The organism is Ideonella sp. B508-1 (assembly GCF_000333615.1).
Lineage (GTDB): Bacteria > Pseudomonadota > Gammaproteobacteria > Burkholderiales > Burkholderiaceae_C > Ideonella.
Map to the genome: position 1 here is coordinate 1 of NZ_BADL01000555.1, position 4,373 is coordinate 4,373.

The 4,373-nt window shown below is 64.4% G+C and carries 6 protein-coding genes; all 6 read right to left on the reverse strand.

The genetic code is table 11. The features are described 5' to 3' along the window. Window positions 1–482: 482 nt before the first annotated feature. The 6 genes from adk to I73_RS21785 all read right to left on the reverse strand — a co-directional run bounded on the left by adk (window position 483) and on the right by I73_RS21785 (window position 4,367). On the reverse strand, window positions 483–1,136 hold the full coding sequence (adk, locus tag I73_RS21760) for an adenylate kinase (RefSeq protein ID WP_022982553.1): 654 nt from the start codon (window positions 1,134–1,136) through the stop codon (window positions 483–485). Window positions 1,137–1,277: 141 nt separating this feature from the next. Next, the gene (gene kdsB / locus I73_RS21765; RefSeq protein ID WP_022982554.1) at window positions 1,278–2,036 is read right to left on the reverse strand and encodes a 3-deoxy-manno-octulosonate cytidylyltransferase; all 759 of its coding nucleotides are present in this window, start codon (window positions 2,034–2,036) and stop codon (window positions 1,278–1,280) included. Further along, on the reverse strand, window positions 2,033–2,230 hold the full coding sequence (locus I73_RS21770; RefSeq protein WP_022982555.1) for a Trm112 family protein: 198 nt from the start codon (window positions 2,228–2,230) through the stop codon (window positions 2,033–2,035). The genes kdsB and I73_RS21770 overlap by 4 nt, the downstream gene beginning before the upstream one ends. Further along, complete coding sequence (gene lpxK, locus I73_RS21775; protein ID WP_234409577.1) at window positions 2,220–3,215, reverse strand: tetraacyldisaccharide 4'-kinase; 996 nt, start codon at window positions 3,213–3,215, stop codon at window positions 2,220–2,222. The genes I73_RS21770 and lpxK overlap by 11 nt, the downstream gene beginning before the upstream one ends. A 77-nt stretch (window positions 3,216–3,292) precedes the next feature. Then, entirely contained in the window at window positions 3,293–3,727 is a 435-nt protein-coding gene (locus I73_RS21780) for a biopolymer transporter ExbD (protein ID WP_022982557.1), read from the reverse strand. A 16-nt stretch (window positions 3,728–3,743) separates the two neighbouring features. After that, on the reverse strand, window positions 3,744–4,367 hold the full coding sequence (locus I73_RS21785; RefSeq protein ID WP_026097053.1) for a MotA/TolQ/ExbB proton channel family protein: 624 nt from the start codon (window positions 4,365–4,367) through the stop codon (window positions 3,744–3,746). Window positions 4,368–4,373 lie beyond the last annotated feature (6 nt).

Here is a 4,373-nt window from a genome sequence, read left to right on the forward strand (position 1 = left end):
CGGCTAATTATGATTTCTGATAGACGTTAACGTCTTATTTGAATCATAAAAAAACCGCAGCTTCGGCTGCGGTTTTTTCTTGGGGGAATTGAAGAGTAATCACTGAAAGGCGACTTCTTCACCGTTGAGTGTTATTTCCTGGATGAGGATATGCCCGGTGGAGCGCTTTAATGGACGCTTGGCACTGGCATACAAGTTCCGTCGCTTCGACAATTGCCTATGTGTCGAGTCCCGTGAGTTCGTAGACCCGCTTGTTGAAGAGATCAGGCCGTTGCGATTGCCACTGCTTGCACCATTCGCACCGCACGCTCGCGCACCTCGGGGACTTCTTCAAGGCTCTATTCCCCAGAGTTGGAGACTCCGTCAAACCCGGGACGGTTCAGTTCAGGTCACATGTGTGCGACGGTTTTATTTGAACGGTGCGACTGTTAAATGAAAATAAACCCACTGAAGGAGTGGGCTTCTTTTCCGAACAATTGACTTTACTGCAGCGCCGCCATCGCCCGCGCCGTGATGTCATCCACCGACCCCAGGCCTGAGATCTTGCGGTAGGCCGGCGCGGCTGCGTCACCCGTCGCAGCCCAGTCGCTGTAGTACCCCACCAGCGGCTTGGTCTGGGAGTGGTAGACCTCCAAGCGCTTGCGCACGGTGGCTTCTTCGTCATCGGGGCGCTGCACCAGGTCTTCACCGGTGGCATCGTCCTTGCCTGCGACCTTGGGCGGATTGAACTTGACGTGGTAGGTCCGGCCCGAGGCCACATGCACACGGCGTCCGCTCATGCGTTCGATGATGGCTTCGTCCGGGACATCGATCTCCAGCACATAGTCGAGCTTGACGCCGGCCACCTTCATGGCTTCGGCTTGCGGAATGGTGCGCGGGAAGCCGTCGAAGAGGAAGCCCTTGGCGCAGTCCGGCTGGGCGATGCGTTCCTTGACCAGGCCGATGATGATGTCGTCGCTGACCAAGCCGCCAGCGTCCATCACCTTCTTGGCGGCCAGGCCCAGTTCGGTGCCGGCCTTCACGGCGGCACGCAGCATGTCGCCGGTGGAGATCTGGGGGATGCCAAACTTCTGGCAGATGAACGCTGCCTGGGTTCCTTTGCCGGCGCCGGGGGCGCCCAGAAGAATCAATCGCATGGAAATGCCTCGTGATGGTGAATTCTTGTTGCCGCGGTGGGCAAGGTCAGGCCCCAGACAGGTGCCTGACAGGGTTTGAAGTCAGGATAGCATGGGCTTACCTGCACGGACCTGACGCGGCCGGAGGTGAGATCTGCGGGCTTACCCGATGTAGTGTTGCCGTACGCGCAGGAGGTCTTCCGGCGTGTCCACCCCCGCAGGTGGCGGGGTGTCGGTGACATAGACGGCAATCTTGCCCTCGTGCCACAGGATGCGGAGCTGTTCCAACGCTTCTGCCTGTTCCAGCGGTGCGGGCTCCAGTGCGGGAAAGCGCTTGAGGAAGCCGACCCGGTACGCGTAGAGTCCGATGTGCCGCAGCGCGGCAGGCCGGGGTGGTAGATGGGGTTCCCCGGCCGTGGAGCCGTCTCGCCACCAGGGGATGCTGGCCCGGCTGAAATAGAGGGCCCGTCCGGCCTTGTCCAGGACGACTTTCACCACGTTCGGGTTGCGTAGCTCTGCCACTGAATGGATCGTGTGAGCCGCGGTCGCCGCGACGCAGTCGGTTCGCTCTTCCAGCAGCTCGGCACATGCCCTGACCAGGGGCGGATCGATCAGCGGTTCGTCACCCTGCACGTTCACCACGATCTGATCATCGCTGAGACCCAAGATCGTGCAGGCCTCGGCCAGACGATCGCTTCCACTCTGGTGGTCCGCCCGGGTCATGACCGTGGGAATGCCGTGCTCGGCGCAGGCTTGCGCGACTTCCGCCGCGTCCGTGGCAACCACCACCTGCATGGCGCCTGCCTCCAAGGCACGTTCCGCCACGCGGACCACCATGGGCTTGCCCCCCAGATCGGCCAGCGGCTTGCCTGGCAAGCGCGACGAAGCCATGCGGGCGGGAATGAGAACGGTGAAGTTCACAGGGATTCCTCGGCCGCGAGCACGCGAGCTTCACCCTCGAGCATGATGGGAATGCCATCGCGGACCGGGAAGGCCAGGCGATCTGCGGAGCACACCAGTTCCTGGGGGCGTTGCTGCTCGTCACGCCGGAGTTGCAGAGGGCCCTTGCAAAGCGGGCATACCAGCATGTCGAGGAGTCGGTGATCAGCAGTCATGGTGCACAGAAGTATCTTGTCGAAGCGAGCGCGTCAGTGCGCGAATGGCTTCTTTGGGAATCTGGAAGTCTAGCGCCACCACCCACAGCCTGGGGCCCGTCCGATGATCTTCCGGGCGAAGCTTGACGGCGTCCTTCTCCGTGATCAGGACGTCCGTCACACCTGTTGGCCAGGGTGGGGTGTCGAAGTCCGCATGGTCGGGCAGGGGCAGGCGCTGGATGTGCATGCCGGCCTGCTCCAGCTGCAGGAAGAAGCGCTCGGGCTCGGCGATGGCGGCACAGGCCAGCATGGCCTGGTTCATGGAGCGCTCGGTCAGGGTGCGCAGGCAGGCCGGGTCGGCCGGCTGGCCGCGCCACCACATATCCAGGGCCACGGCGCCTGCCAGGCTTCGCTTGGCGCAATGTCCTGGCAGAGAGGTGCTGGGGCGGTCGGCGTTGTAGATGACCTCGCAGGGGGCCAGGGAGGACGTGGGCCACCGGCGTGGCAGCAGCTGTCTCAGGGGGCCGGCGGGCAGGGGCAGGCCGTTGCCAGCCCCCCGGCCATCGAAGACGATGACGGACGCAGCTCTGGGCAGGCGTGTGTGCTGAAGGCCATCGTCGGCCACCAGCAGGTCCACTTCAGGGTAGGCCTCCAGCAGGGCCCGGGCGGCGGCGTGCCGATCGCGCCCCACCCAGAGCGGGGCCCCGGTCCGCAAGCGAATCAACAGAGGCTCATCGCCGGAAAGCGGTGCCGGCGTGCTCGGCGTCACCTCAAGGAGCGCATCACTGCGACGCCCGTAGCCTCGGGACACCACACCCGGCTGCCATCCCTGCTGACGCAGCGCCTGGACCAGGGCCATCGTGGTAGGGGTCTTGCCGGCGCCGCCGACGATCAGATTGCCCACCACGATCACCGGGGCCCTCAACGGAGGCTGTCGCCGTGCCCATCGGCGGCCCAGCCAGCGTTGCCATCCGGACACCAAAAGATAGAGTCCGGACAGCGGCATCAGCAGCCAGGCGGCCCATCCAGGGCGAGATCTCCACCACTGACCTTGCAGCCAGAGCGCCAGCGGGGACACCTGCCTCACGGTTGCCCGGGGGTGCTTTGGGCGGGGAGCTGGGCTGCGAAGGTGATGCGGTTCAGTCCCACGCGGCGGGCGGCGTCCAGCACATTGATCACGGACTGGTGCGCTGCGGTGGCGTCGGCCGAGATGATGACGAAGCAGTTGTCCTGCCCGCTTGCCGCCTTCTGCAGCGAGGCCGCCAGGGTGTCGACATTGCGCCCGTCCACGGCTTGCCCATCAACCGCATAGCGGCCATCGGCGGCCACGGCCACCACGATCTGTGCCGGTCTTTCCTTGACCGGATCGGCCGAGGCCGAGGGCAGGTTCACCTGGAGTTCCGTGAACTTGGCATAGGTGGTCGACAGCATCAGGAAGATGAGGATCACCAGCAGCACGTCGATGAACGGGATCAGGTTGATCTCGGGTTCATCGGAGGAGGATCCGCGGAAATTCATGGCCGATCAGCGTGGCTCAGCGCGAGGCCTGCCGCAGCAGTTGCTGCAGCAGCCGTTCGCTGGCCTGTTCCATGTCGTGCAGGAAATCATTCACCCGGCTGCGGAAGTAGCGGTGGGCCATCAACGAGGGGATGGCCACCATCAGGCCGAAGGCCGTGTTGTAGAGCGCCACGGAAATGCCGTGCGCCAACTGGGTCGGGTTGGTGCCGCTGCCGGGGGCTTGGGAGCCGAAGATCTCGATCATCCCGATCACCGTGCCCAGCAGACCCAGCAGCGGTGCGGCCGAGGCAATGGTGGCGATGGCGTTGAGATAGCGGTCCAGTCGGTGCGCCGCGGAGCGGCCGGCCGACTCGAAAGCCTGGCGCAGCGACGCCTCGGGGGCCCGCGGATCGGCAGCCCAGGCACGCAGTCCACCGGCGAGCACGCTGCCCATCACGGAGTTGTCGGCCAGCTTCTTCAGAACGTCGGCGTTGGGCAGGCCCTGCTTGGCCACCGCAATCACTTCATCCACCAGACCCTCTGGTGCCACCCGGCTGCGCCGGAGGGTCATCAGGCGTTCCAGGATGAGGGCGAGTGCCCCAACAGAACACAACATAAGCGGCCAGATCGGCCAGCCTGCGGCTTGTAAGATCGACAGCAACGAGAT